The following is a 25,261-nucleotide window of genomic DNA, read 5'->3' on the forward strand; positions in this document are numbered from 1 at the left end:
AAGAACCATGTTTTGTGCAACGCAACATGGGTGTCGTTTACCTCAGTGAAACGTCAAATCTGCCGCAATTTTCGTGAATTTTGGTCGGGTATTTCTAAAATATTACGTATTGCTTTCGATTGTGCTCGCGGCGTCGGTTGGTGCGTCGTGACGCTGAACGGGCTGGCCGGTCGCTTTCGCCATGCCTTGTTCGTGCCGCATGAGGTTCATGCCGGTATGCACAAGCGCAACGTGCGAGAACGCTTGCGGGAAGTTACCCACCTGGCGTTTCGCCACTGTGTCGTACTCTTCCGCAAGCAGGCCGACGTCGTTCGCGAGTCCCACCAGGCGCTCGAACATTGCAAACGCTTCGTCCAGGCGGCCTTGCAGCGCAAGGTTGTCGACCAGCCAGAAACTGCATGCGAGAAACGTCCCTTCGCCCGGCGGCAGGCCGTCCTGCACTTCGGCCGTGTGATAACGCTTCACCAGCCCGTCGTGCGTCAGGTCGCGTTCGATGGCGTGAAGCGTCGCGATCACGCGCGGATCTTCCGGCGGCAGGAAGCCGAGCAGCGGGATCAGCAACAGGCTGGCGTCGAGATCGTCGCCGCCGTAGGTCTGGACAAATGAGTTCATCGACGCGTTCCAGCTTTTCGCGCACACGTCGGCGTGAATCACGGTGCGCTGGTTGCGCCAGTGGTCGAGCGGACCTTCCAGTCCGAACTGTTCCGCCGACTTGATCGCACGGTCGTACGCGACCCACGCCATCACCTTCGAAAACGTGAATTGCTGGCGGCCGCCACGGGTTTCCCAAATGCCTTCATCGGGTTCCTGCCAGACCGTGTCGAGGTGATCGAGCATGGCGCGCTGGATCGACCAGACGGTGTCGTCGCTTTGCAGGCCGCCCACGCGTGCAAGATGCAGCGCATTCATGACCTCGCCGTAGACATCGAGCTGCAACTGGTCGACCGCGCCGTTGCCGATTCGCACCGGCTTCGAATTTTCATAACCCGGCAGCCAGCCGACTTCCCATTCGGGCAGCCGCCGCTCGCCGGCAATGCCATACATGATCTGGATCTGTTGCGGCGAACCCGCCATCACGCGGCCGAGCCACGCCCGCCACGCGCGGGCTTCGTCGTAGTAGCCGCTGCGCATCATGGCGAGCAGCGTGATGGTGGCGTCGCGCAACCAGCAATATCTGTAATCCCAGTTGCGTGTCCCGCCCAGTTGCTCCGGCAGCGATGTGGTTGGAGCCGCGACGATACCGCCCGTCGGCTCATACGCAAGCGCCTTGAGCGTGATGAGCGAGCGGCGGATCGCCGGGCCCCAGCGGCCGTCGAGGTTGCTGCGCCCGGACCATTCCAGCCAGAAATTTTCCGTGCGTGCGAATTGCGTATGCGGATCGCGGGCGGGCGGCAGACGCAAATGAGATTGCGAATATGCGAGCGAGAAGGGCACGCGCTCGCCCTCGTTCACCGTGAATTCTCCGACCGTGCGCATGTTCTCGCCGCTCAGTTCGATCGGCGTGCGCAACACGCACAGATCGGGGCCGGCAATGGCGCGAATGCCGCTGTCGTCGGGAAGGCGGCTGACCCACGGAATGGACGAGCCATAGTCGAAGCGCAGCACCAGTTCCATCTTCATCTTCACGCTGCCGCGGCGGCCGACGACAATCCGCACGAGGTCGGAGATGCCGTCGCGTACCGGCATGAAATCGATGAGCGAAACCCGGCCCTCGGGCGTTTCGAAATCGGTTTCGAGGATCAGCGTGTCGCCGCGATATTTGCGCGTGATTACCGGAGCCGCTGCGCCCTCGGGCAGATCGGGCGTGATCAGCCAGCGGCCGTGTTCAGGCGTACCGAGCAACGCGGCGAAACACGCGCCGGAATCGAAGCGCGGCCAGCAGAGCCAGTCGACAGATCCTTCTTTCGATATCAAGGCGGCGGTGTGGCCGTCGCCAACCAGGGCGTAGTCTTCAATCAGTGCGGGCATAGGCAGGAATGTGATCTCGATTGGGGCGGCGGCGCTCGGCGCCGTGCGTTATTCGGGGCGCGCGGGTCGTGCTGTTGCGGACGAACGAGCCACCGATTATGAAGCGCATTCGCGTCTCGTGTGTTTCACGCGTGTTTCGCGAAACTTTTCGCAGCGCAACTGCACGGCTTTCGTAAGCCAGGGTTGAAAAATAATTGGACGATTGCCTAGAATGAAACTTCACGCTTGAGCGATGCCACCCGCCAGTCCGGCGCGCACACCCTGATCGCCTCACGCGTCCACGCTTTGCCGAACGTTTTCGAGGATATCGAACGTGAAAGCCATGCCGAACCCGTTGAGAGCCGATTGCATCGCCATTCTTTCGGCTGCAAGCCATATCGCCGATACCACCACGCTCATCGACCTTGATTACAAGGATCTTGGCTTGTCGCGCAACGGCATGGAGGTCGCTGCGTCGTTTCTGATCGAGCGCGATTGCTTCACCCGGCATCGCGAAGAGAACGGCCTGATGGCTGTAGGCGGCCTTTCGCTGCAGGGCCGCTTGCGGCTCGAGCAGCTTGCCAACGGGTGATTTGCCATCCGTGGCAAGGTAGCGAAGCCAAGCGAGCGCTTCATTACTATCTTTAGCCGGTCTCGATAAGCGGGCGATCGTCATGATCGTTCCCGCGTGGTTTTGCGTGCGCATTGCCGGAACCTCGCTCCGAAAGCACCGTCTTACCTGACTGCGTCACGCGCAGGTCCGGCAAGCCGGTGGTCGGGCTTACGCAACGCTGTCAGAAATGCGTCGCGCTCAATCCAAACACGCCGATCAACCCGATCACGATCAGATAGATTGCGACAATGAAGTTGAGCAGGCGCGGCACGACCAGGATCAAAATGCCTGCGATGAGAGCGACCAGCGGACCGAGGCTCAGATGGATATCCATTATTGCTCCTTGTTTTGATTGAAATGATGGTTGGACACGGGCGTGCGGGACAGGCATGCAAAATGGTCCTGCATGACGCGACGGACTGGCGAGACATCGGTATCTTGCTTCTTGACACACATAACCTGAAAACAAGCCGTAATAACGAACGATCAGGAGGTTTCAATGCATTCCGTTTTTACTTCTTTTTCCCCGCGTAGCGCCCCCACGCAAGCTTCGTGCCGCAGGCCGCGTTTCCTGACAAGGAATTTTGCGGCAAGTGTCGCGGTCGGCCTGTCGCTAGCGTCCGCTCAGGCAATGGCGCAGGATGCCGGCACCGCGCCCGGCGCGTCGGCGAATCCTTCCGGCGCTGCCAATAACAGCGTGTATGACTTGCTGGTTGGAACCTATACAGGCAGCGGCAAGAGCCAGGGGATCTATGTATACCGGTTCGATACCGCCAACGGAACCGTTACGCAACTCACGTCTGCGCAGGCGGTAAACCCTTCGTATCTTGTGGTGAGCCGGGACCGGCAGCACGTCTATGCGGTGAACGAATTGCCCGGCGACAACGGTCCAGCGTCGCAGCGCGGCGGCATCAGCGCATTTCGCTTTGATCCGGCGAGCGGACAACTCATCTTCGTGAATCGCGTTTCCTCCGATGGCAACGATCCCGCCTACCTCGCGCTGTCACGTGATGGCCGGTATCTGCTCACGGCAAATTACTCGGTGGCGTCGAATCCTGGCGGCAGCTTCGCCGTGTTTCCGCTGGAAGGCGAACGGGTCTTGCCGTCCGTGCTCACGGTTCATCACGACGGCAACGGTCCCGTGACAGGCCGCCAGGACAATTCACACGTGCATTCCACGGTGTTTTCGCCTGACGGACGCTATCTGTTCGCGCAAGACCTGGGCGCGGACAAGCTGTATTCCTACCGATACACACCTGACGGCACGCGCGGTCTGTTCGGTCCGACCGAATCACGCTACACGCTGGTGAAACCAGGTTCGGGACCGCGCCACATGGTCTTCGACGAAGCGGGAAAGCACGCCTACGTGACGACCGAAATGAACGCTTCGGTGCTTGTCTACGACTACGACGACGGCAAGCTCACGCTCAAGCAAACCCTGCCGATGACCACGCCCGGTTTCAAAGGCAAGATTGGCGGCGGCGCGATCCATCTCTCCCCGGACGGCCGCTTTCTGTACGCGACCAATCGTGGCGACGCCAACGAAATCCTGACCTACGCCGTCGATGCTTCGAATGGTCATCTGAAGCTGCTCAACCGCCGTTCTACGCTGGGCAAGACCCCGCGCGAATTTGCAATCGATCCAACCGGCCGGTGGCTGATCGTCGGCAATCAGGACAGCGACAGCGTCTACTTCTTCCGGCGCGATCCGCAGACGGGCGAACTCGCGTCGGACCCGAAGAAACTTGAAATCGGCTCGCCCGTCGATTTCAAGTTCGTTTCGCCTTCCTGACGTTTTCGGGATCGCAATAACGTCCGGGCCGCCGATTATCGACGGCCCGGTTTTTGCATAATGCAGGCAGTTTTAACCCGCAGTGTCCGCCGAGTATCGGTATGGAAGGAAACGAACGTTGAACATCACCACAGCAGCCGGCAGAGAAACAAATAGGCTCAATCCCAGCGATTCCCAGGCGCCGCCCGGTTTTATTTGCGCGTTTCGCTTTTCCGGCGCCGAGGCGCTGCGTCTGTCATGGGACGAAGCGCGCCGGGAAATCGCAGGCGATGGCCCGACATGGCTGCATCTGAGCGCCAATGACGACACCGTGGAAAGCTGGCTTACCGGCGTCACCGCCATGCCGGACGTGGCGCGGGAATTCCTGAACGGCGAAGACAAGCGGCCCCGCGTGCATATGGGCCCGACCTTCATGTACGGCGTGGTCGCGGACCTGGAGCGCGTCGCGGAAACGCCCGAAGCCGATCCGAATGCGCAGGCCACGCGCCGCGCGACCGGCGCGCTGCGTTTTTACGTCGATAAAAACCGCATGATCACCGTGCGCGCGCAGCCGTTGCAATCGACCGACCGGCTTCGCCACGCGGTACTGGAAGGCGCGACCTTCCGCGATCCCGTCGATCTCTTCGCCGGCCTGATCCGCGCGCTGAACGACACGTTTGCAGATCGTATCGATGAAATCGGCGACCGGCTCGACGACGTGGAAGAGGGCGTGCTCGATGGCCGTCATTCGAACTGGCGCGCGGAATTGGGATCGGTGCGGCGGCGGCTGGTGGAGGTAAAGCGGTTTGTCGACCCTGAGCGCAACGCGCTCACGCAACTCGTGACACGGCGGCTCGACTGGGCGGAACCGCGATCCATGGAAACGTTGATCCAGGCCATCCAGGTCCTGAACGGACTCGGCGCGGGACTCGAAGGGCAGTACGAACGCTCGAAGTTGCTGCAGGATGAAATCGCCGCGCTTCTTTCGGAAGACATCAACCGCAAGCTGCTGTGGCTCGCGATCATGTCCGCGTTGCTGATGCCCGCGACGCTCGTCTCGGGCATCTTCGGCATGAACGTGGCCGGCCTGCCCGGCACGCACGACCACTATTCGTTCGCGGTCGTGATGGGCGTGATGGTGGTGTGCGCCGCCGTCACGCTGTTCCTGCTCAGGCGCTTGCGCTTGTGGTGAGCGGTTATTCCGGCTGGCCCGGCGCGAGCACTTCGCGGTTGCCATTGGTTCCCATCGGCGAGACGAGGCCGGCCGACTCCATCTGTTCAACAAGCCGTGCCGCGCGGTTATAGCCAATTCGCAACTGACGTTGCACTGAAGAAATCGATGCCCGCCGCGTGCGTAAAACGAACGCGACGGCTTCGTCGTAAAGCGGATCGGCTTCGGCGTCCTGCGTCTCGCCGAACAGATCCGGCGTGCCGCCTTCGGGCGTCGGCCCCGACAAGATCCCTTCCTCATACTCCGGCTCGCCGAACTGCTTGAGATACTCCACGACGCTGTGCACTTCTTCATCGGCGACAAACGCGCCATGCACGCGTTGCGGATAGCCGGTGCCGGGCGGCAGGAACAGCATGTCGCCCGCACCAAGCAGCGATTCCGCGCCCATCTGGTCGAGAATCGTGCGCGAGTCGATCTTCGATGAAACCTGGAACGCCACGCGCGTCGGAATGTTCGCCTTGATCAGGCCGGTGATGACATCCACCGAAGGCCGCTGTGTCGCGAGAATCAAGTGAATGCCTGCGGCGCGCGCCTTCTGCGCGAGGCGCGCGATCAGTTGCTCGATCTGCTTGCCCGCGACCATCATCAGGTCGGCGAGTTCGTCGATCACGACCACGATCATCGGCAGCTTGGCGAGCGGTTCGGGCGCATCGGGCGTGAGCGAGAACGGGTTCGTGAGCTTCTTGCCGGCAGCTTCCGCGTTGCGGATCTTCTGATTGAAACCCTGCAGATTACGCACGCCCACCGCGGACATCAGCTTGTAGCGCTTCTCCATTTCACCGACACACCAGTTCAGCGCGTTCGCGGCGAGCTTCATGTCGGTCACGACCGGCGCGAGCAAATGCGGAATGCCTTCGTACACCGACAGTTCCAGCATCTTCGGATCGATCATGATCAGGCGCACGTCTTCCGGTTTCGCCTTGAAGAGCAGCGAGAGGATCATCGCGTTGATGGCGACCGATTTGCCCGAACCCGTCGTGCCCGCGACCAGCATGTGCGGCGCGCGTGCGAGGTCGGTGACCACCGGATTGCCGATGATGTCCTTGCCCATCGCAATGGTCAGGAACGACTTGGAATCGCGATAGACATCCGCTTCCAGGATTTCGGAGAGCCGGATCATCTGCCGTTTGGCGTTCGGCAGTTCCAGACCCATGCAGGTCTTGCCGGGAATGGTCTCGACCACGCGGATGGACGTGAGCCCGAGTCCGCGCGACAGGTCCTTCATCAGGCCCACGATCTGGCTGCCGCGCACGCCGAGCGCCGGCTCGACTTCGAAGCGCGTGATGACCGGTCCCGCCGACGCGCCGACCACCGTGACCGGCACCTTGAATTCCTGCAGGCGCTGTTCGATCAGTTGGCCAGTGTTCGCGAGATGTTGCTCGGACACGGGCTCCACTTCGTCGGACGCGGGTTCGAGAAGATCGAGTCCGGGCAGTTCCACAGCCGATGCCGCGGGCGCATGAAACTCGAATTCCGTTGCGATGAAACCGCGGACCGGGGGACGCGGCTCTTGAGGCGCTGTTGTTGCCGGTTGCGTTTCCATGGCGGCGGCCGCAGCGGGCACAGCGGGCACAAGCGCACGGGGGAAATGGACGATGTTCGACGGGCCGGAGACTGGATCTTCAGGTTCGTTGATCGGCTCTGCTTCCATGTCCTCTTCGACGCCGCCCGCCGGTTCGTATGCGTTCGGCGCTGTGGCGTTCGATTCGACAATGTGAATTGGCGGCGGGGGAGGGCGTGACGGAGGCGTTTCGTCCTGCCAGGCTGGCGTTACGTCGCTCTCGTCGGCGTCCTTGCCCAACGCGTGATCGCGGCGGATCGCCCAAGGGGGAAGGTTGGTGGATGCGGCCTCGGGCTCTGCGGCAGCCGCATGTGGGTCAACGTCAGCACCGCCCACATTGACCGTTTCGCTGGGAGCAGGTTCAAGCGGAGCCGTATTGCCAACCGTATCGGCTTCGGATGTGAGCGAATCAGGCGTTGTATCGTCAGGCGTGCCGGTCGAATACGAGCCTGCAACGCTTACTGACGCCGCCGCTGGAACCGTTGCGGGCGGTTCCACCGGCGGATTTTGAACGACGCTATCACTCGCGGACGTCGCCACGGTCGTTGACGCACTTCGAGGCGCATCGCCACGCATGGTCCACTGCGCGGTAGTTTCTTCAATCGAGCGCAGCGCTTCCTTGATGCGCTCAGGTTCCGGCGGCGGCCCCACGGGTCTTGCTGGCGCATTCGAGCCAGCAGACGCTGCCGCCGTAAAAAACGAGTCGCGGGTAACCACGGGCGCAACGACGTTGCCGCGCGACAAATTCGGCGATGAACTCGACGGTGGTGCTCGCATCGATGAATTGCGCGCCGCCTGAGCCGCGCGGGCAGCCGACGAACCGATTGAATTCGGCGGAGCGCTTCTGGCGACCGCCGGACGCAACGTATCGGCGGTGCGCGGCGTGGCCGCCGGGTTTATCGTGCTCGTGGAATTCGAACGCGTTGCGGCCGTTCCCGCGACTTTATCCTGCAATCCGCCTGTTTTCAGCCATCCAGCGGGCGCGACCGGTTCAAGCGGTTCGATCGATACCGAACCGCGCACGCTTTCCGGCTTGTTTTCTCTCGCGGCGTATGAATCGCGGCGTTCGCCAAACGATGGTTCCACCGGCCGCGCAGCCTCAGGACCACGCGCTTGACGTTCGGTGTCGCTGCGTCTGGCGGGCTGCGGCCTCCAGACTGTCGGCCGCTGATATCGGCTGCCTTGGCGCGGTGTGGCGGGCGGTATTCCGAGCGGTGGCGCATCGGGCGCAATCCTGCCCGGCGAACCCATGCCCGCGCCGCCTCTTTCCGCTTTTTCCCGTGGTGCTTTCTTGCGCGATGGTTTCTCGCGAACGGCTCGTTCCCGCGTCACGAACAGGCCAGGATCGAGACCCAGGCCGAACGCAACGTTTGCCCATGCAAACGCTTCGCGCCATTGAAAGTCCAGAAACCACGGCAGGCCGATGAGCAAGGCCACAGCCGCACCCGCGCCGGCGTACAGCGCGCCCGTCGTGCCGATCACGCCGCCGTGGGCCGCGAACGCGCTCAACAGCGCATGGCCAAGACGGTCGATATCGGTGGCGAAAGCGAAGGAGTGGAACAGGGCGGCTTCGAGCGTGCAACTTGCGAGCAGCACGCAGAAAAAACCGAGCCACAGCCGGATCGTGCCGGGGCCGCGCAGGCCGCCGCCGTTCGGCAGAACGGATTTGACGATGCGCCAGAGAAGAGGGATGAACCAGACGGCCGAGATACCGAACCAGCCGAAAACTACCGTGTGCATGCAAGGAACCAGGAATGATGTGAGCAGTGTGAGCAGCGAACCAAAGCTCAGGCAAAGATAAAACGATACCGCCGAGTTTAACCGTCATGAACCAGGAGGAGACTCGGAGAACCTGGGCCGGGTCCGAATTTCCAGTGCTGGCCGTTATCTCCAAAAGACATTCTCAAGGTTGCGCGTGTTCCTTGAATGTCAGCACATCGCCGCTCTTCAATGTGAGCTGCAGTTCTTTTGGCGGGCGCATCTGCACACCGGTTTTCTCGATCGCGCCAAGTCCCTGCAGGAACGGCTGTTCGAGCGCGCTGCCGGCGCCGGGCGCGCACGCCATCCGGGTGCCAGCGAGCGGCCCGAACGAGAGCTTGCCATCGGTCAGGTCGTAGGTGCCTGTGAAGCGGTTGCATCCGGAGAAGCCATTGGCCCGGCGCTGGCCGCCGTCCGTCGAAAAATTCAGCGTCACGGGCGTGCCCATGCCGCCAGCCGATGCGCCGGGAATGTCACGCGCGCGGCCCGTGGCGTCGGTCCAGGTGTCCAACTGCCATTGGGTATCGTCGAGAAGTTGGGTCGCGGCCGGATTGTACGGATCGGACGGCGGCGCGGCGCTGTCCGGATGCGTGGGCAATGCGCAGCCAGCGAGCGCCACGCTCAGGGCCAGCGTTGCGGCTGAAAAAACCGCGGCCATCGAAAACCTCGAATGCAGCCCGGAATCTGGCGTGGAATGCGCGCAAGCAGCATGTACGCGGCTGCGCGCCGAATGGAGCGCCAGGCGCGAACGGGAAGGCTGCATCGACATGAAATATCCTCAGGCTGGCAAAACCGTAAGGGTATCGCACTCGTCAGGCGCGACCCAAGGCCGTTTGCACTCGAATCGTTGCGATGTGTAAAGAAAGGTCATTTCCAGCGTTCTTTTCCGTGGCGGAATCCTGCCGTGCAATCGGCGGCGCGTGTACCTCGCGGATCGTCCCCGGCATAAGTGCGCGTGTTAACATTCCAGGTTTTACAGGCCTCTTTTCCGGAGCATCCATGCCAAGCGCGAAGTCCGCTGCGTCCCCTTTTCAAACCGGCATTATCGGCACGCCGCTTTCGCCTGGCGCCACCCGCGTGATGCTGCTCGGCGCGGGCGAACTCGGCAAGGAAGTGATCATCGCGTTGCAGCGGCTCGGCGTGGAGACCATCGCGGTGGATCGTTACGCCGATGCACCCGGCCATCAGGTCGCGCATCGCTCGCACGTGATCGACATGACCGACGGCGCGGCGTTGCGCGCGTTGATCGAAGCCGAGAAGCCGCATTTGATCGTGCCGGAAATCGAGGCCATCGCGACCGACACGCTGGCCGAAATCGAAGCCGAGCAACGTGCTGTCGTGATTCCGACCGCGCGCGCGACCCAGCTCACGATGAACCGCGAAGGCATTCGCCGTCTCGCCGCCGAGACGCTTGGCCTGCCGACTTCGCCCTATGCGTTCGCCGATTCGCTTGCCGAGATGAAGTCGGGCATCGAAAAGATCGGTTTTCCATGTGTGGTGAAGCCGGTGATGTCGTCGTCGGGCAAGGGGCAATCGGTGCTCAGGAGCGACGCTGATATTGAACCCGCGTGGCAACACGCCATGGCCGGCGGCCGGGTCAATCACGGGCGGGTGATCGTGGAGGGGTTTATCGACTTCGAGTACGAGATCACGCAACTCACCGTGCGCGCAAGCAGTGCGGAAACGGGCGATCTGCAGACCTATTTCTGCGACCCGATCGGTCACGTTCAAGTGGCGGGCGATTATGTGGAATCGTGGCAGCCGCAGGCCATGAGCGCCGTGGCGCTGGCGAAATCGCGCGATGTCGCCGAAAAGGTCACCACGGCGCTCGGCGGCCGCGGCTTGTTTGGCGTGGAGCTTTTCGTGCGCGGCGACGATGTCTGGTTTTCCGAAGTCAGCCCGCGACCGCATGACACAGGTCTGGTCACGCTCGCCACGCAGCGTTTCTCCGAATTCGACCTCCACGCGCGCGCGATTCTCGGTCTTCCCGTGGATACGGCGTTGCGCGCGCCGGGTGCATCGGCAGTGATCTATGGCGGGCTGGACGAAGCGGGTATTGGCTTCGAAGGCGTGGCCGAAGCGCTCGCGGTGCCCGATTCCGACCTGCGTCTGTTCGGCAAGCCCGAAAGTTTTACGAAGCGCCGCATGGGCGTGGCGCTCGCGACTGGACGCGATACGGGCGAAGCCCGGGAACGCGCGAAGCTGGCAGCGTCTAAGGTAAGACCCGTCTCCACTCGATGACGGCAACACGCTGCTTGCCCAGTGGATACGCGCGGGCAGCACGGAGGTTTCACAGTGAAATGGTGTGCAATGGCTGCGTTATGCGCGGTCCTGGCTGGATTGGGCGGGTGCGGATTGGCGGCGGCGCCGTGCCGTATTGCGTCGGCGGGATTGAAGATCGTGCCGGTGGTGGGTCACGTAGCGGCGGCGCCTACCGACGCCTGCGCCGGCGTGATCGATCCTTGATCGCCGTGAGCTGCGGTGCACCGACGCCACAAACGACCAACGAAAGGACAGCACGATGAAAGGAGTGATCGAACGAATGTGCGGGACTGGAAGGGCTAGCAGGAAGATCGGACGATTCGCGGCGGCCGTGGGCGCGCTGTGCGCCGTATGCGCGACGCACGCGGCGTTTTCCATGCCGCTGACCGTGCCGCAGGTCCAGACGGCCACCACCAACACGCTTCGCTACAAATGCAGCGGTGGCAAGGCATTGACCGTCCAGTACATGAACACGAAGAACAAACAGAGCTTTGCGCTGCTCACCGTGGATGGCCGCAAGATGCTGTTTGTGAATGTGCTCGCTGCGTCGGGCGCGAAATACGTCGGGGACCATTACACATGGTGGACGAAGGGCCCTGAAGGCACGCTCACCGACGAGACCGCAGACCCGAAAGCCGCGCCAATGCTTGCCGAGTGCAAGACGGGAACGTAGCGCGGTTCGTTTGTTTGATGATCGATAAATTTAGAGAAGAAGCCCGTTTTGACGTGAGTCGGAACGGGCTTCTTCTATGGGGCGTTATTTGGCGAGCCGGTTCGAAACCTCGGCCGAATGGCTAACGTGAAGGCCCGTCGCGGCATTGAACGGCTATCGGGAGTATGGTTGCTATGGTTGTGCCGGGGCGAAGGCTTTAGGCACATTGAATGACCGGCGGCTGCCGCGCGGCCTCGCTGCGTGCAGCCGATTCATCTCATTGCGTCTCGCGCACGGCATTCGTCGTGCGCGTCGCCATCAAGCGAGACTTTTCCATGAAAGCATCGGATCTGTTCGTCAAAGCGCTGGAAGCCGAGAAAGTCGAATATGTGTTCGGCATCCCCGGCGAAGAAAATCTCGATCTCCTCGAATCGCTGCGCCGCTCGAAGATCAAGCTGATCCTGACTCGCCACGAACAGGCCGCAGGTTTCATGGCCGCGACTTACGGCCGGCTGACGGGCAAGACGGGCGTGTGCCTCGCGACGCTCGGGCCGGGCGCCACCAACTTCGTGACCGCCGCTGCGTATGCGCAGTTGGGCGGCATGCCCATGCTGATGGTCACGGGCCAGAAACCGATCAAGTCGAGCAAGCAGGGCAGCTTCCAGATTGTCGATGTAGTCCGGATGATGGAACCGCTCACCAAGTACACGCGTTCCATGGTGTCTATCGGCAATATTCCGGCTTCGGTGCGGGAGGCTTTCCGGCGAGCCGAGGAAGAGCGCCCGGGCGCAACCCATCTGGAATTGCCGGAAGACGTGGCGCACGAGGAAGGCGACGGCGCGCCGATTCCCAAGAGCTTCAGCCGCCGCCCGGTCGCGGAGGAAAAGGCGGTGGAGCGCGCAGTCGAGGCCATTCGCGAAGCACGGCATCCCTTATTGATGATCGGCGCGGGCGGCAACCGCAAGACGACCACGAAGATGCTGCGCGAATTCGTCGATCAGATTGGCATTCCGTTTTTCACCACGCAAATGGGCAAGGGCGTGATCGATGAATCTCATCCCATGTGGCTCGGCAATGCGACGCTATCCGACGGGGATTTCGTGCATCGCGCGATCGATCACGCGGACTGCATCATCAACATTGGTCACGACGTGATTGAAAAGCCGCCGTTTTTCATGCGCAGCGGCGACGCTGGCGAAAAGACCGTGATCCACGTGAATTTTCTTGGCGCTCAGGTCGACCCGGTGTATTTCCCGCAAATTGAAGTGGTGGGTGACATTGCGAATGCCGTCTGGCAAATGAAGGAACTACTGAAAGAACCGCAGGAAAACTGGGACTTTTCGCGCTTCAGGATGATCAAGGAGCACTTCGACGCGCAACTTGCGAAAGGCGAGCACGACGACCGCTTCCCCATGTATCCCGTGCGGATCGTGAAGGACGTCTACGACACCATGCCGAAGGACGGAATCATTTGCCTCGACAACGGCATGTACAAGATCTGGTTCGCCCGTTATTACCGGGCGCACGAACCGAATTCCATTCTTCTGGACAACGCGCTCGCGTCCATGGGAGCGGGCCTGCCGTCTGCTATTGCAAGCAAGATCGTGCACCCGGAGCGCAACGTGATGGCGGTCTGCGGCGACGGCGGTTTCATGATGAATTCACAGGAAGTCGAAACCGCCGTGCGGCTGAAACTGGACCTGGTCATCCTGCTGTTGCGCGACGATGCGTTCGGCATGATCCGGTGGAAGCAGGAAAACATGAATTTTCCGGATTACGGCATGACGCTGCAGAACCCGGACTTCGTGGCGTATGCGCAGAGTTATGGAGCGATCGGGCATCGGGTGGAAACGGCGGAGGCGCTCGCGCCCTTGATACGCGAATGTTTTACGGCGCCCGGTGTGCATCTGATCGACGTGCCCATTGACTATTCGGACAACGAACGCGTGTTGAACCGCGAGATCAAGCGCCTCAGCGCGCAACTTTAGACTCATGGAGATGCTGACATGCTGAAGAAAACCTATCCGTATTACCTGGCGAACGAAGCCGTGGCGGCCAACACGGACCTGGAAGTCACCGATAAATTCAGTGGCGAAGTCGCGACGCGCGTGGCAATGGCGGACGCAGAGACAATCGACGCCGCGATCGGCCACGCGGTTGCTGCCCAGCGCGCGATGCGCGAGTTCAAGCCGTATCAGCGGCAAGCGGTTCTGGACCATTGCGTGAAGCGGTTTCGCGAACGTTTCGACGAACTCGCGGAAGCGCTGTGCATTGAGGCCGGCAAGCCGATCAACGATTCGAAGGGCGAGGTGACGCGTCTTATCGATACATTCAGGGTGGCCGCCGAGGAATCGGTGCGTATAGACGGCGGCATGATCAATCTTGAAATCGCACCGCGCGCCGCGGGTTATCACGGTTACTACAAACGCGTGCCGATTGGTCCGTGCTCGTTCATATCGCCATTCAATTTCCCGTTGAACCTGACCGCGCACAAGGTTGCGCCCGCAATCGCCGCCGGCTGCCCCTTCGTGCTGAAACCGGCGAGCCGTACGCCAGTCGGCGCATTGATCATGGGCGAGGTGCTTGCCGAAACAGACTTGCCGAAGGGCGCGTTTTCGATTCTCCCGGCACATCGCGACGGCGCGGATCTTTTCACCACCGACGAACGCTTCCGCTTGCTGTCGTTCACAGGCTCGCCCGCAGTTGGCTGGGAGCTGAAAAAGAAGGCAGGCAAGAAGAAGGTGATTCTGGAGCTGGGCGGCAACGCGGCGGCGATTGTCGATCGCGATCAGGCGGACAGGCTTGATTACGTTGTGGACCGGCTGGCGTTTGGCGCGTTCTACCAGTCGGGGCAAAGCTGCATTGGCGTGCAACGCATCCTGGCGCACGCAGATATCTACGATGCGCTGCGCGAAAAGCTCATCGCGAAAACGAAGTCGCTGAAAATGGGCGATCCTAAAGACGAAAAGACGTTTGTCGGCCCGATGATTTCGGAATCCGAGTCCAAACGGCTTGCTGGCTGGATGGAAAGCGCGGTGTCCAGCGGCGCAAAGATCATTGCGGGCGGGAAGGTGGACGGCGCAATGTTCGAAGCAACGTTGCTGGAAGGTGTGAAGCGTGATCAGGATTTGTACAGAAAGGAAGCGTTTGGTCCGGTTGCGCTGCTCGAAAAGTTCACCGATTTCGCCCATGCGCTCGAAACAGTGAACGACAGCGATTTTGGCCTGCAAGCCGGTGTCTTCTCCGATAGCCTCACGAACGTGAATCTTGCCTGGGACGAACTGGAGGTGGGCGGCGTGGTGATCAACGACGTGCCGTCGTTCCGTGTCGACAACATGCCGTATGGCGGCGTCAAGGATTCCGGGCTCGGGCGGGAAGGCGTCAAATATGCCATCGAGGACATGACGGAATTGCGCCTGATGGTCGTTCGCGATGCACCCAAACCCGCGTCGAAAGCAAAATAGACCGTTGCAGCCGCCGCTTGAAACGGTTGGAATGGTCGCAAAGCCCGGCCGGCCGGGCTTTGCGACGAATCAACGTGTTGCGCTATCGGCGCGTGGCGGCATGCGGCGCAGTGCTACAATATCGGGCTTTCCCGTAGTCCGGGCGCCACGACCGGCGCGACTGCGGAGCAGGGCGTGATCGTGTTTTTCATATTGCTCGCCGTCGAGGCAGCGCCACGCACGCCGTTGTACATGCACTTATCACGTGTACGTTGCCGTTTGAGCCGTTTGTACTTGCTATACGTACTACGCTGTCCGGTTGCATCAGGCCGGATCAGGCAAAAATTCGCAGAGGTCGAAACCTTGCGAATCCGAAGTCCGCGGGTTGATCGCCGATTGCCAGTTGCAAGGCGAGACACGCGGCTTCTTCCTTACGATGTCCATGAGCGGTGGAATGACCGCTCGCGCGCCGCTCCGGCGCATTTTTAGCGAAAGCGAAAGCCACCAAAGTCACCATGTCCGATCCCGTCGTCACGAACCCGTCCGCCGCTTCATCCGACGCACCCGGCGCTGAGACCCGCGTCTCACCTCAAGCGCCCGGTCCTGTGCCCACATTCGACCAGTTCGGCCTGTCTGCAGATATCCTGCGCGCGGTGGTTGAGTCTGGCTACACGATTCCCACGCCCATCCAGGCGCAGGCGATTCCCGTGGTGCTCGCCGGCCGTGACGTAATGGGCGCCGCCCAGACAGGCACGGGCAAGACGGCAAGTTTCTCGCTGCCGATCATCCAGCGTCTGCTGCCAACGGCAAGCACGAGCGCATCGCCTGCCCGTCATCCGGTGCGCGCGCTGATTCTCACGCCTACGCGCGAACTCGCGGATCAAGTCGCGGCCAACGTACAGGCTTATTCCAAGCACACGCCGCTGCGCAGCACCGTGGTTTTTGGTGGTGTCGACATGAACCCGCAATCTGAAGCCTTGCGGCGCGGCGTGGAAATCCTGATCGCAACGCCGGGACGCCTGCTCGATCACGTGCAGCAAAAAACGCTGAACCTTGGTCAGGTGCAGATGCTAGTGCTTGACGAAGCCGACCGCATGCTCGACATGGGCTTTCTGCCGGATCTGCAGCGCATCCTGAATTTGCTGCCGAAGGAACGCCAGACGCTGCTGTTCTCGGCCACGTTCTCAGGTGAAATCAAGAAGCTCGCGGCGACTTATTTGCGCAATCCGCAAACCATCGAAGTGGCGCGCAGCAATTCCACAAATGCGAATGTGCGCCAGATCGTGTTCGAAATCGCCGAAAGCGACAAGTCAGGTGCGGTGACGCAATTGATCCGCGAGCGCGGCCTGAAGCAGGTTCTGGTGTTCTGCAACAGCAAGATTGGCGCAAGCCGTCTCGCGCGTGTGCTGGAAAAAGACGGAATCGTGGCGACGGCCATTCACGGCGATCGCACGCAGGGCGAGCGCATGCAGGCGCTCGATGCATTCAAGAAGGGCGAAATTGAAGCGCTGGTCGCAACCGACGTCGCGGCGCGCGGCCTTGACATCACGGATTTGCCGGCCGTGATCAACTTCGATCTGCCGTTCAGTGCTGAAGATTATGTTCACCGTATTGGCCGGACGGGACGCGCGGGCGCAACGGGCGACGCGTTGTCGCTATGCAGCCCCAACGAGCGCAAGCAACTCGCCGATATCGAAAAGCTGATCAAGCGGCCGCTCGAAGTCATGACGCTGAAGGTCGATGTGCCGGTGCGGCGCGAGTCGTCTTCGGGTCGCCGTGACGAACGGCCGGCGCGGACGGAACGCGGTGAACATCGGCATGCACGCAGTGAGGAGCCGCGCCGCCGTTCTACATCGTTCGAACGCTCGCATTCGCGCCAGCAACCTGTCGATGATTTCTTCCTCAAGCCGTATGTGGCGTCGCCGGCATCGGCCAGGAAAGCGCAGGACGAGGCAGCGGCGGAAGCCGAACGGAAAAGCACGCCGCGTCAGCCGCTAGCCGCTTTGCTGGGCGGACTAGGCATGCCGCGCAGGACGCAGTCGGAGTCCTGAGGTTTGACGCGTGTCTTTTGATGGAAAGCGGCAGCAATGCCGCTTTTTGCATTTTTACGCGGTGGTTTTTGGGTAAGGTGCGGATATGCGGGAACCTAGGTTCCGAACCTTCGCGCCCATTGCATGGTGGCATCCGAGAAAAACGTTTCGAGCGAACCAGCGCACGATGTTTCCAGTCCGAGATGCTTGGCCGCCAAGGTCAGCGCTGCAAGGGGATGGGCCGTGTCCAGCGCCGTCGCGCCCGTTTGTTTGCTGAGCTTCTCACCGTGCTCGTTTTCCACCACGGGAACGTGCAAATAGGCCGGCGTCGGAACGCGCAGGCACTGCTGCAGGTAAATCTGGCGCGCGGTTGAATCCAGCAGATCCTCACCGCGGACAATATGCGTGATGCCGCAATCCGCATCGTCTACAACAACCGCAAGCTGGTACGCCCATTCGCCATCCGCGCGCTTGAGCACGAAATCGCCGACGTCCGTTGCCAGATCCTGTGTCTGCTTGCCTTGCCATCGATCCTCGAAAGTGAACACGGCAGCGTCGCCATCCGGCACCCGCACGCGCCACGCTCGCGGCGGCCTGCCGTGCAGTCCGTCGCGGCACGTTCCCGGATAGGCGAGGGTGGTGTGCCGCGCGTGCCCCGCATGACTACGCGCGAGCGAATCGGCAATCTCGCGACGCGTGCAGCCACACGGATACACCCGTCCCGTCGATAACAAATGGTCGAACGCCCGCTGATACGCGCCCTCGCGTTGACTCTGCCAGATGGGTTCCTCGTCGGACTGCATGCCGAACTTGCGCAGCGTGTCCAGGATTCCCTCGGCGGCGCCGGGCACGGTGCGCGGACCGTCCACGTCTTCGATCCGGACGAGCCATGTTCCCCGATGCGCGCGGGCATCGAGGAAACTGGCCAGCGCACTCACCAGCGAGCCCGAGTGCAGCGGCCCGGTGGGAGAAGGCGCAAAACGCCCGCGATAAGCTCGATTGGTGTTCATCCGCCGCGCCCGACCGTTGGCAACGTGCTCCGGTTGCTCCGTTTAATTTGGAGCGAAAGTCGCGCAGCGACGCGCCGGGCGGTGATGAAACTCATGCCTTATGCCGTGTCTCGCCTGGACCGGGAAACGAAGCCCGGCCGTCGGCCGTGATCGCGGCGTGCGCTTCGTCGCTGTCGACTGCTTCGTCTTCCGCGCCTGTGGCATCGCCATCTTGCGCATTTGCCGCCGGTTCCAGCGCCGCATTCAAAGCGGTCCGATGATCGAATACAAAACATTCGCCGTGATAATGCGCGCCGCCCACTTCCTCGAAGTACTTGAGAATGCCGCCTTCAAGCTGATAAACGTGGTCGATGCCGACTTCCTTCATGTGAATCGCGGCTTTTTCGCAGCGGATCCCTCCGGTGCAGAACGACACCACCGTCTTTCCCTCCAGATCCGCACGATGCGCTTCGATCACGCCGGGAAACTCGCTGAATTTGTCAATGCGGTAATCAAGCGCCTGGTCGAAGGTGCCCACGTCGACTTCGAACGCATTGCGCGTGTCGAGCATGACAACCGGACGGCCCTCTTCGTCGTGTCCCCGGTCGAGCCACGCCTTCAGCGTGGCAGCAGACACTGAAGGCGCGCGGCCCAGTTCCGGCTTGATTGCCGGCTTCTTCATGGTGATGATTTCGCGCTTCAGCTTGACCAGCATCTTGCCGAAAGGCTGCGTGGCCGAAATGCTTTCCTTGAATTCCAGATCGGCGAATTTGCCTTCGAAAAGCGGATCTGTCCGAACGTATTCCATGAGTGCCCGGATGGGCGCGGGCTCGCCCGCCACAAACAAATTGATGCCTTCAGGCGCGAGCAGGATCGTGCCGCGCAGGCCAAGGGACAGGCAGCGCTCGACAATCAGCGGCCGCCAGTCGGCGCCGCTTTCGATGGTCACAAATTTATACGCGGAAAGATTGATGATGCTCATGACGCAAATGCTCTTAAAGTGCTTGGAAACGGGCCTTGCCGGAGGAAAAACGAACTCGACAGGCGCAAAAGATTGATGTCGAGTTCCTATTATCCCGCAAACCGCCGACGCGTCCGACTCGGCCGAACGGCTAATGACGAGCGCACTACATCCACAAGGATGCGGCACTTTTTTTATCATGCGAATTGAACGCGTTGAGCCCTCGGCCGAATGGCTAACGCGTGCCGTGAGAAGTATTTTCGCGAATAGGCGCATGTACAATATCGGTCATGTCAGATCCCCGTTTTGTCCATCTTCGTGTTCATTCCGAATTCTCGATTGCCGACGGCATCGTGCGCCTTGACGACGTGGTCAAGGCCGCCGCCCAGGACGGTCAGGGCGCGCTCGCGCTGACCGATCTCGGCAATGCATTCGGCCTTGTCCGGTTCTACAAGGAAGCGCGGGGCAAGGGTGTAAAACCCATTGCCGGCTGCGACGTCTGGATCACCAATCCAGCAGATCGCGACAAACCTTCGCGCTTGCTGCTGCTGGTCAGGAACCAGCGTGGTTATCTCAACCTTTGCGAACTGCTTTCGAAAGCCTGGCTCACGAATCAGTATCGGGGGCGCGCGGAAGTCGAGTACGAATGGCTCGAAAACGGATTGTCCGACGGCTTGCTGGCGCTGTCGGGCGCACAGCACGGCGATATCGGCATGGCATTCGCGGCCGGCAACGACCAGGCTGCGCTTCGTCACGCCGAGCGCTGGGCGACGCTTTTTCCCAATGCGTTCTACATCGAGTTGCAGCGGGCCGGACATCCAGGTGGCGAGACGTATATTCAGCAAGCCGTCGCGCTCGCCGCGCAGTTGAACTTGCCGGTTGTCGCCACGCATCCCATGCAGTTCATGACGCCGGACGATTTCACGGCGCACGAAGCGCGCGTGTGTATTTCCGAAGGGGACATGCTCGCGAATCCGCGCCGTCAAAAGCGATTCACGACCGAGCAATATTTTCGTACACAAGACGACATGTGCGCGTTGTTCGCGGACATTCCGTCGGCGTTGGCGAATACGGTGGAAATTGCGAAACGCTGCAATCTGAAGCTCGAGTTGGGCAAGCCGAAACTGCCGCTGTTTCCGACGCCCGACGGCATGTCGCTTGACGATTACCTCGTGCATTTGTCGAAGGACGGGCTCGAGAAACGCCTCGTCCAGCTTTACCCGGACGAAGCCACTCGTGAAGCGCAGCGCGAGACGTATTACGCGCGCCTTGAGTTCGAGTGCAAGACCATTATTGGCATGGGCTTCCCGGGCTACTTCCTGATCGTTGCCGACTTCATCATGTGGGCGAAGAACAATGGCGTGCCGGTCGGCCCGGGCCGTGGATCGGGCGCGGGGTCGCTCGTCGCGTATGCGTTGTTCATCACCGATCTTGATCCGCTCAAGTACAACCTGCTGTTCGAACGATTCCTGAATCCTGATCGCGTGTCGATGCCTGACTTCGACATCGACTTTTGCCAGGAAGGGCGCGACCGCGTCATCCAGTATGTGAAGCAGAAGTACGGCGCGGACGCCGTGTCGCAGATTGCGACGTTCGGCACGATGGCGGCAAAAGCGGCCGTTCGGGACATAGGCCGTGTGCTCGATCTGGGCTACATGTTCACCGACGGCATTGCGAAGCTGATTCCGTTCAAGCCGGGCAAGCACGTGACCATCGCGGACGCGCTGAAGGAAGAGCCGACGCTGCAGGAACGATTCGACAACGAAGACGAGGTGCATCAGCTAATCGAACTTGCTCAACGCGTGGAAGGGCTCACGCGCAACGTCGGCATGCACGCGGGCGGCGTGCTGATCGCGCCGGGCAAGCTCACGGACTTCTGCCCGCTATACACGCAGGGCGAAGACGGCGGCGTGGTCAGCCAGTACGACAAGGACGACGTGGAGGCCGTCGGGCTGGTGAAGTTCGACTTTTTGGGCCTCACCACGCTCACCATTCTCGACTGGGCAGAACGGTATATCCGCCGTCTGGATCCATCGAAGAAAGACTGGAACCTGTCGCAGGTTCCGCTCGACGATCCCGCTTCGTTCCAGATTCTCAAGAAAGCGAACACGGTCGCCGTGTTCCAGCTTGAAAGCCGCGGCATGCAGGGCATGCTGAAGGACGCGCAGCCTGACCGGTTCGAGGACATCATTGCGCTGGTGGCCTTGTACCGGCCGGGTCCAATGGACCTGATCCCAAGCTTCTGCGCGCGTAAGCATGGCCGGGAGATCGTGGAGTATCCGGACCCGCGCGTGGAATCCGTCCTGAAAGAGACGTACGGGATCATGGTCTATCAGGAGCAGGTGATGCAGATGGCGCAGATCATCGGCGGATACTCGCTCGGTGGCGCCGACCTGCTGCGCCGCGCGATGGGCAAGAAAAAGGCCGAGGAAATGGCCGAGCACCGCGAACTGTTCCGGCAGGGCGCGGCGAAAAACGGCCTGACCGCCGGGAAGGCCGACGAAATCTTCGACTTGATGGAGAAGTTTGCGGGCTACGGTTTCAACAAGTCGCACGCGGCCGCCTACGCGTTGCTCGCGTACTTCACGGCGTGGCTCAAGGCGCATCATCCGGCCGAATTCATGGCGGCCAACATGTCGCTTGCCATGGACGACACCGACAAGGTCAAGATCCTGTTCGAGGATTGCCTCGTCAACAAGATGGCCGTGTTGCCGCCCGATATCAACCAGTCGGCCTACCGGTTCGAGCCCGTGGCCGAAGCCGACGGCAAGCGTTCCAGGACCATTCGATACGGCCTCGGCGCGGTAAAGGGCAGTGGGCAGAGCGCTATCGAGGAAATCCTGCGCGCTCGCGAAGACGGTCCGTTCACGGATATCTTCGACTTCTGCACCCGCGTGGATCGCCGCATGGTGAACCGGCGCACGGTGGAAGCGCTGATTCGCGCGGGCGCGTTCGATTCGCTGCATGACAACCGCGCGCAGTTGATTGCGTCGGTGCCGCTCGCCATGGAAGCGGCGGATCAGGCTGCGGCGAACGCCATGCAGTCCGGTCTTTTCGACATGGGCGACGAACCACAGCAAGGTCACGATCTGGTCGATGAACCCATGTGGCCGGACAAGAAGCGCTTGCAGGAAGAGAAGAGCGCGCTGGGTTTCTACTTGTCGGGCCATTTGTTCGATGCCTACAAGACCGAAGTGCGCCGCTTCGTCCGGCAAAAAATTGGCGAGTTGAAAGAAGGGCGCGACAAACTGGTGGCAGGTGTGATCACGACCATGCGCACGCAGATGACCCAGCGCGGCAAGATGCTGATCGTCAATCTGGACGACGGCACCGGCCAGTGCGAAGTCACCGTATTCAACGAGCAGTTCGAGGCGAACAAGGCGCTCTACAAGGAAGACGAGTTGCTGGTGGTGCAGGGCCAGGCGCGCAACGACGCGTTCACTGGTGGCATTCGTTTTACGGTTGAAGCGGCAATGGATCTGGAGCGTGCGCGCAGCCGCTACGCGCAATCCGTGAAGGTCGAAATGAACGGCAACGCCGACGCAGTGCGATTGAAGAAGGTACTGGAAGCGCACAGCGCGCCGCTTGAGCAGGCGGTGCCGGCAGCGGCGCAGCAGACGTCGCGTGGTGGTCCGCGAGGCGGCGGCTCACGAGAAGGCGAGGGCGGCCGCGGCCAGCGCGCACCCGTGCAGATTCCGAATGGCTTGAACGTGAGCATTCTGTACAGAAGCGAACACGCTGAAGGAGAAGTGCGGCTTGGCGACGAATGGCGTGTGAAGCCAACCGACGATCTCATTAGCGCGCTGCGGGGAGAATTCGCAGGCAGCTCCATCGAAATCGTCTATTGATGCGTGCCGCGATCCGCCCGTTGCCAAAGCTCGGCATCTCCGCCAATGCGCTCAAGCAAAGCGGCGGACTTGAGCGCTACGCAATGGACCTCGTTCGCGGACTCAATACGGCCGGCTTTACCGGCGAACGCAAGCCGGTGTTTTTTGCACGAAAGATCGACACATCGCAGCCTGAGAGCGCAATGGTCACGGCGCACAAAATCAACGTGTCGTTTCTGCCGTCCAAGCTGCGTGACACATACTTCAACTGGGCGGTAAAGCGGGCTCGAAAGAAGGCGCGGGTCGACGTGCTGATCGGTTGCAATCGCGTGGAGTCGTCAGAGATTGCAATCTGCGGCGGTACGCATATCGGCTTTCTTGCCGCGACCGGACGCGGTGAGCGCAGGTCGGACACCCGGCAGATCGAGATCGAGCGATTGCAGTATCGGCAGGCTGCGGTGATCGTCGCGCACTCGGAGATGATGCGCGACGAATTGCGCACGCTCTACAACGTGCCCGATTCGAAGATTCGCGTACTCTGTCCGCCCGTTGACGACACGCGCTTCTCGCCGGTATCCGCAGCGAGGCGCGCCGAGCTTCGCAAGCAATTCGGTTTCGCCGAACACGAAACGGTCCTGCTGTTTCCATCCAGCAGCCATGAGCGCAAGGGCTTGCCGCTTATTGAAGCGGCGCTGCGGGACAGCGGCGTGCCGGTCGTGATCGCGGTTGCCGGAAGGCCGCCCGCACGGGGCTCGGACCGGCTCCGGTACATCGGGTATTCGAAGAACATTGAAGACGCGTATAGGGCGGCCGACTTCACGATTCTCGCGTCGTCGTACGAACCGTTTGGACTGGTGGGCATCGAGTCCGTGATGTGCGGAACGCCCGTGATCTTCCCGGCCAGCATCGGTTGCATCAGCGCCATCGCGGACCGTGCAAAATTCACGTTCCAGCCGGGAAACGCCGACGATTTGCGTCGCGCCGTGCAAAGTGCGCTCGATGCCAGGCCGGAGAATCTCAGCGCTGAGTCCATTCTCTACAACACGAGCATTGACGCGCATATAGAAGCATTGCTCGAGCTTGCCGCCGGCATCCGGAATTCGAACATTCCAAACAATCCAATCAGCGCGGCTGGTTCAACTGCGCCAGCTTGAGAAAGCGGTAATACACGGTCTGCGCATTGAACACCGCAATCATGAAACCTGCGCGGCCATCGAGAAAACCGCGTCGCAGGAAGTAAGTGCGCACGAATGCCCATGCGCCGCGCAGCACCGCCGTGCTGAAACTCCCCCGTTTTCCCGCCGCGTGACGTTGTTGCGCACCGGCCGTGGAATAAGCATCGAGCTTGCGCAGCACGGTCTCGAAGTCCTCGTACGAGTAATGCATCAGCTTGCCTTGCAAGCGCCCGGTTTTCGTTGCGCCGGGTTGCGAAAGCACGAGCCGCTCGTGCACCAGGTCATCGGAGAAACGCGCGGCGCCGCGCTTGAAGAGCCGCGGAATCCAGTCCGGATACCAGCCGCTGTGATGAATCCAGTGGCCGCAAAAGTTCGATAAACGATCGACCGCGTAGACATCGGCTTGCGGTTTGGCGAGCGCCTCGCGGATCGCTAGTCCCAGTTCCGGCGACACGATTTCGTCGGCGTCGATTGACAACACCCAGTCCGTTGTCAGCGCATCGAGAGCGCGGTTTTTCTGCGGGCCGAAGCCGGGCCAGTCGCGCGCTTCCACCACGCGCGCACGGTGCGCCTCTGCAATCCCGATGGTCGCGTCGGTGCTGCCGCCGTCGACCACGACGATTTCATCGGCGAACGAAACGGCCTCGAGACACTGCGCAAGACGGGCCGCTGCGTTGAAGGTGATCAGGGCGATGCCAAGCGTTGGGCGGGTCATGGGACGTGAAAGTAAATTCCGTGGAATTGCTATAATTTGACGCCAAAAGCACCAGCTGCGAGCGCTGCGTTTATAGTCGCTGTCACGGCGATTTTGCGTACCCCGCTACATCCTGGCGCATGTTTGCAAGACGGGATGAAGCGCACATGGGCACTGCGCGCCGCGCCACCGTGAGGCTGTCCGCCCGGCCATCGTTATACCAGACTCGAGCCGCGCGCTCGTATCCGCGCAGCGCAGCACGCCAGAACGGGCGCAGCAAGGTTCGGCGTCGCATGTCGCGGCGGACATGCCGGGCTTGAATCATATCGATATACACGAATGCACTG

General features: G+C 61.3%; 18 protein-coding genes. 11 read left to right on the forward strand and 7 right to left on the reverse strand.

Going from position 1 to position 25,261, the window contains the following annotated elements:
• Positions 1-102 precede the first annotated feature (102 nt).
• The gene (locus ACRWA7_RS21285) at positions 103-1,968 is read right to left on the reverse strand and encodes a glycoside hydrolase family 15 protein (protein ID WP_438395905.1); all 1,866 of its coding nucleotides are present in this window, start codon (positions 1,966-1,968) and stop codon (positions 103-105) included.
• Between the two features lie 322 nt (positions 1,969-2,290).
• Between ACRWA7_RS21285 and ACRWA7_RS21290 the strand changes: the two genes are divergently transcribed.
• Positions 2,291-2,539, forward strand: a complete 249-nt coding sequence (locus tag ACRWA7_RS21290) for a hypothetical protein (protein ID WP_060817003.1) — start codon at positions 2,291-2,293, stop codon at positions 2,537-2,539.
• Positions 2,540-2,741: 202 nt separating this feature from the next.
• Here ACRWA7_RS21290 and ACRWA7_RS21295 read toward each other — a convergent pair whose 3' ends face one another.
• Positions 2,742-2,894 (reverse strand): DUF3096 domain-containing protein, encoded by a 153-nt coding sequence (locus ACRWA7_RS21295; RefSeq protein WP_075643220.1) that lies wholly within the window; start codon positions 2,892-2,894, stop codon positions 2,742-2,744.
• A 165-nt stretch (positions 2,895-3,059) separates the two neighbouring features.
• Here ACRWA7_RS21295 and ACRWA7_RS21300 point away from each other — a divergent pair, with 165 nt between their 5' ends.
• Positions 3,060-4,352: a lactonase family protein gene (locus ACRWA7_RS21300; protein WP_438395906.1), complete on the forward strand. Its 1,293-nt coding sequence runs from the start codon at positions 3,060-3,062 to the stop codon at positions 4,350-4,352.
• 118 nt (positions 4,353-4,470) lie between these two features.
• A complete protein-coding gene (locus tag ACRWA7_RS21305) occupies positions 4,471-5,523 on the forward strand; it encodes a transporter (protein WP_244163907.1) in 1,053 nt (350 codons plus the stop codon).
• A gap of 4 nt (positions 5,524-5,527) precedes the next feature.
• Here the strand turns inward: ACRWA7_RS21305 and ACRWA7_RS21310 are convergent, their stop codons facing one another.
• Together ACRWA7_RS21310 and ACRWA7_RS21315 are read right to left on the reverse strand one after the other, a co-directional pair.
• A complete protein-coding gene (locus tag ACRWA7_RS21310; RefSeq protein WP_438395907.1) occupies positions 5,528-8,863 on the reverse strand; it encodes a DNA translocase FtsK in 3,336 nt (1,111 codons plus the stop codon).
• 163 nt (positions 8,864-9,026) lie between these two features.
• Positions 9,027-9,539, reverse strand: coding sequence for an META domain-containing protein (locus ACRWA7_RS21315; protein WP_438396728.1), 513 nt, complete (start codon positions 9,537-9,539; stop codon positions 9,027-9,029).
• 341 nt (positions 9,540-9,880) lie between these two features.
• On the opposite strand from ACRWA7_RS21315, the gene purT reads away from it, so the two are divergent.
• From purT to ACRWA7_RS21345, 6 genes are all read left to right on the forward strand, one after another.
• Positions 9,881-11,122: a formate-dependent phosphoribosylglycinamide formyltransferase gene (purT, locus tag ACRWA7_RS21320; protein WP_438395908.1), complete on the forward strand. Its 1,242-nt coding sequence runs from the start codon at positions 9,881-9,883 to the stop codon at positions 11,120-11,122.
• Between the two features lie 69 nt (positions 11,123-11,191).
• Positions 11,192-11,347 carry a DUF6726 family protein gene (locus ACRWA7_RS21325; protein ID WP_341845188.1) on the forward strand — a complete coding sequence of 52 codons (156 nt, stop codon included), beginning with the start codon at positions 11,192-11,194 and terminating at the stop codon, positions 11,345-11,347.
• Positions 11,348-11,402: 55 nt separating this feature from the next.
• Positions 11,403-11,816 (forward strand): MliC family protein, encoded by a 414-nt coding sequence (locus ACRWA7_RS21330; protein ID WP_438395909.1) that lies wholly within the window; start codon positions 11,403-11,405, stop codon positions 11,814-11,816.
• A 314-nt stretch (positions 11,817-12,130) separates the two neighbouring features.
• Entirely contained in the window at positions 12,131-13,783 is a 1,653-nt protein-coding gene (locus ACRWA7_RS21335; RefSeq protein ID WP_438396730.1) for an acetolactate synthase large subunit, read from the forward strand.
• A gap of 18 nt (positions 13,784-13,801) precedes the next feature.
• Positions 13,802-15,259: an aldehyde dehydrogenase family protein gene (locus ACRWA7_RS21340; protein ID WP_438395911.1), complete on the forward strand. Its 1,458-nt coding sequence runs from the start codon at positions 13,802-13,804 to the stop codon at positions 15,257-15,259.
• Between the two features lie 494 nt (positions 15,260-15,753).
• Positions 15,754-17,289 (forward strand): DEAD/DEAH box helicase, encoded by a 1,536-nt coding sequence (locus ACRWA7_RS21345; protein WP_438395913.1) that lies wholly within the window; start codon positions 15,754-15,756, stop codon positions 17,287-17,289.
• A gap of 95 nt (positions 17,290-17,384) precedes the next feature.
• Here the strand turns inward: ACRWA7_RS21345 and gluQRS are convergent, their stop codons facing one another.
• Complete coding sequence (gene gluQRS, locus ACRWA7_RS21350; protein WP_438395915.1) at positions 17,385-18,278, reverse strand: tRNA glutamyl-Q(34) synthetase GluQRS; 894 nt, start codon at positions 18,276-18,278, stop codon at positions 17,385-17,387.
• 91 nt (positions 18,279-18,369) lie between these two features.
• Complete coding sequence (locus ACRWA7_RS21355; protein WP_438395917.1) at positions 18,370-19,239, reverse strand: sulfurtransferase; 870 nt, start codon at positions 19,237-19,239, stop codon at positions 18,370-18,372.
• Between the two features lie 260 nt (positions 19,240-19,499).
• On the opposite strand from ACRWA7_RS21355, the gene dnaE reads away from it, so the two are divergent.
• Entirely contained in the window at positions 19,500-23,066 is a 3,567-nt protein-coding gene (gene dnaE, locus ACRWA7_RS21360; RefSeq protein ID WP_438396732.1) for a DNA polymerase III subunit alpha, read from the forward strand.
• Positions 23,066-24,199, forward strand: coding sequence for a glycosyltransferase family 4 protein (locus tag ACRWA7_RS21365; protein WP_438395919.1), 1,134 nt, complete (start codon positions 23,066-23,068; stop codon positions 24,197-24,199). The genes dnaE and ACRWA7_RS21365 overlap by 1 nt, the downstream gene beginning before the upstream one ends.
• Here the strand turns inward: ACRWA7_RS21365 and ACRWA7_RS21370 are convergent.
• Positions 24,168-24,935, reverse strand: a complete 768-nt coding sequence (locus ACRWA7_RS21370) for a glycosyltransferase family 2 protein (protein WP_438395920.1) — start codon at positions 24,933-24,935, stop codon at positions 24,168-24,170. The genes ACRWA7_RS21365 and ACRWA7_RS21370 overlap by 32 nt on opposite strands.
• Between the last annotated feature and the right edge of the window lie 326 nt (positions 24,936-25,261).

The organism is Caballeronia sp. DA-9, from assembly GCF_051615025.1.
GTDB lineage: Bacteria > Pseudomonadota > Gammaproteobacteria > Burkholderiales > Burkholderiaceae > Caballeronia > Caballeronia sordidicola.

Bases quoted from the DNA above. Each gene is read 5' to 3' on its own strand.
- purT (WP_438395908.1), top strand. From the start codon at position 9,881: ATGCCAAGCGCGAAGTCCGCTGCGTCCCCTTTTCAAACCGGCATTATC.
- gluQRS (WP_438395915.1), bottom strand. From the start codon at position 18,278: ATGAACACCAATCGAGCTTATCGCGGGCGTTTTGCGCCTTCTCCCACC.
- ACRWA7_RS21330 (WP_438395909.1), top strand. From the start codon at position 11,403: ATGAAAGGAGTGATCGAACGAATGTGCGGGACTGGAAGGGCTAGCAGG.
- ACRWA7_RS21300 (WP_438395906.1), top strand. From the start codon at position 3,060: ATGCATTCCGTTTTTACTTCTTTTTCCCCGCGTAGCGCCCCCACGCAA.
- ACRWA7_RS21285 (WP_438395905.1), bottom strand. From the start codon at position 1,968: ATGCCCGCACTGATTGAAGACTACGCCCTGGTTGGCGACGGCCACACC.
- ACRWA7_RS21310 (WP_438395907.1), bottom strand. From the start codon at position 8,863: ATGCACACGGTAGTTTTCGGCTGGTTCGGTATCTCGGCCGTCTGGTTC.
- ACRWA7_RS21370 (WP_438395920.1), bottom strand. From the start codon at position 24,935: ATGACCCGCCCAACGCTTGGCATCGCCCTGATCACCTTCAACGCAGCG.
- ACRWA7_RS21355 (WP_438395917.1), bottom strand. From the start codon at position 19,239: ATGAGCATCATCAATCTTTCCGCGTATAAATTTGTGACCATCGAAAGC.
- ACRWA7_RS21340 (WP_438395911.1), top strand. From the start codon at position 13,802: ATGCTGAAGAAAACCTATCCGTATTACCTGGCGAACGAAGCCGTGGCG.
- ACRWA7_RS21345 (WP_438395913.1), top strand. From the start codon at position 15,754: ATGTCCGATCCCGTCGTCACGAACCCGTCCGCCGCTTCATCCGACGCA.
- ACRWA7_RS21365 (WP_438395919.1), top strand. From the start codon at position 23,066: ATGCGTGCCGCGATCCGCCCGTTGCCAAAGCTCGGCATCTCCGCCAAT.
- ACRWA7_RS21315 (WP_438396728.1), bottom strand. From the start codon at position 9,539: ATGGCCGCGGTTTTTTCAGCCGCAACGCTGGCCCTGAGCGTGGCGCTC.
- ACRWA7_RS21325 (WP_341845188.1), top strand. From the start codon at position 11,192: ATGGCTGCGTTATGCGCGGTCCTGGCTGGATTGGGCGGGTGCGGATTG.
- ACRWA7_RS21290 (WP_060817003.1), top strand. From the start codon at position 2,291: ATGCCGAACCCGTTGAGAGCCGATTGCATCGCCATTCTTTCGGCTGCA.
- ACRWA7_RS21295 (WP_075643220.1), bottom strand. From the start codon at position 2,894: ATGGATATCCATCTGAGCCTCGGTCCGCTGGTCGCTCTCATCGCAGGC.
- ACRWA7_RS21335 (WP_438396730.1), top strand. From the start codon at position 12,131: ATGAAAGCATCGGATCTGTTCGTCAAAGCGCTGGAAGCCGAGAAAGTC.